The organism is Companilactobacillus halodurans, assembly GCF_009600985.1.
Lineage (GTDB): Bacteria > Bacillota > Bacilli > Lactobacillales > Lactobacillaceae > Companilactobacillus > Companilactobacillus halodurans.
The window spans coordinates 1-1,808 of the sequence record NZ_VDFP01000089.1; the positions used below are offsets into that span (position 1 = coordinate 1).

Here is a 1,808-nt window from a genome sequence, read left to right on the forward strand (position 1 = left end):
TTAAGCGCATGATAGTAATACCATCCTTTCGCTAAGCTGTTTAAATAATACCATGGAAGTTGGTTTTGCGCTATATAATAGGTAGAAAACGATTTTTACTGGGTGTGCCGCCTCCAAGAACAAGAAATTTAGGCCGCTATGGGGACCGACTGGAGCCAAGGTCTCCAGTCTCGATTTTGAACTTCGAGAAAATCACTCGAATTTCAAAATTCGTCCCGTGGTGTAATGGCTAAAGCCATTACGCCACCTTCACAGCGGCCTAAATTTCTTGTTCTTTCCGGCTAGTTTTCTGGGATAGGATACAACTAGTTATTTGGAGCTATTCAGGATTAAAAATTAGAGTGTTCAAGATAAAGTTAATCTATCAGGATTAGTTTTTGTTATGTTTAGGACATTAAAAGAACTTGAGGTGCTGATTATAATGGATAAGAAAAGTTTAATGGATTTGATTGATACAACCGCAAATGAGGATGAAGTTAAGAGTGATATGGGTCTCTCAAGTGCTTTGTTAGTAGCGTATCGTGATTTGAATGATGATAAGGAAATTAGAAATGTCGTTCGAAAGTTAGGTAGCGCTCTTTCAGCTTATTTAATGACCCATCAATATCAGGCATCGCCATCGGTTATGAATTTGGCAAAAGTTGTTCAAAAAGATGATCAAAACTTTTGGAAGGGTACTGGCTTAAGTAAATTGTTTTGGTAAAAAGGAGCGTGGAAGACAAAATATAGCTTTTCCCGCTGAAATTAAAAAACTAGCAATCCAAATCGGATTACTAGTTTTTTTACCTTGGTACTCGAAAGCTGACCGTGTTTAGTAATTATAAAGTTGGCGTTTCATCTTTATCCTTTTTAGGCTTAGGCTTGTGAAAGAGACTTAGTAAGAAGAAAACAATTGCCGAGATGATAAAGATAGCGTCAACTAATAGCCATGTTGATTTTGTTGAATGGTCGATAAAAATAATTCCTACGACTAGCATAGCCACGCCATACCAGAAGTTAATTGTCTTATAAAATAGTTTATTCATTCTAATATCTCCAAAATTGTGAAATGTATACGTTTTATTATACACCATCAAAATAAGAGAGATTTCAAAGTAAATAGTACTGAATATGTTATACGGATAATTTTATTTTAACGATAACTCAGTCGGAAGAGCGGGACAATAGTAACTGGCAGTGAAAGTGGCGTTATGGCTTTAGCCATTACACCACCGGGCGTGTTTGGAGACTTGCTTGCAAGGCTTCAAACCGAGACCTGAGACCTTGGCTCAGGTCGGTCCGCACAGCAAGTTGCCGATGTTTCAGCTCTAAAGAAAGGAAAAAAATTCACATTAAATTCAAACTTTTCTACAACCAATTTCATAAACTCTCGTTATTATGTATACATAGTCAAATATGGCTATTCCAAAAACGAGGTGAAGTATATGAAAAAACATCCAATTCTCGTATTAACGGGTGTATCTGTTTTAGCTACTGTTTGTACTAAAATGATCAGAAGTCGTAACGAAAAGAAATTCTTGAACTAAATTAATCAATCAAAAATACAAAACACAAAAATACATGAATCAAAACCATTCAAAATAAAATTACAAATTCGAGGTATAACATATGAAAGAAGATATGATGATAGGCTTGCGTGAGCAAGCCTTTTTTGTATCTTCTTTTTTGCATTTGTCCTAATAATCTCATATTATTTGAATAGCTAGTAAGGAGAAAATAATATGTCAAAACGTCATGTCCTGTATTACCTCGGAGCGTTTTTTATTAATCTTGTTATTATTTCAATAATATTTGCGTATGCAGGGTTG

The 1,808-nt window shown here is 35.1% G+C and carries 2 protein-coding genes; one reads left to right on the forward strand and one right to left on the reverse strand.

What is annotated here, in order from left to right; all coding sequences use genetic code 11:
• Positions 1-421 precede the first annotated feature (421 nt).
• Positions 422-703, forward strand: coding sequence for a bacteriocin immunity protein (locus FHL06_RS12645; protein WP_192917990.1), 282 nt, complete (start codon positions 422-424; stop codon positions 701-703).
• A gap of 115 nt (positions 704-818) precedes the next feature.
• Here the strand turns inward: FHL06_RS12645 and FHL06_RS12650 are convergent, their stop codons facing one another.
• Positions 819-1,025, reverse strand: a complete 207-nt coding sequence (locus tag FHL06_RS12650; protein ID WP_120144039.1) for a hypothetical protein — start codon at positions 1,023-1,025, stop codon at positions 819-821.
• Between the last annotated feature and the right edge of the window lie 783 nt (positions 1,026-1,808).

Excerpts from the sequence above, each read along its gene's own strand:
- FHL06_RS12645 (WP_192917990.1), top strand. The coding sequence starts at position 422 with ATGGATAAGAAAAGTTTAATGGATTTGATTGATACAACCGCAAATGAG.
- FHL06_RS12650 (WP_120144039.1), bottom strand. The coding sequence starts at position 1,025 with ATGAATAAACTATTTTATAAGACAATTAACTTCTGGTATGGCGTGGCT.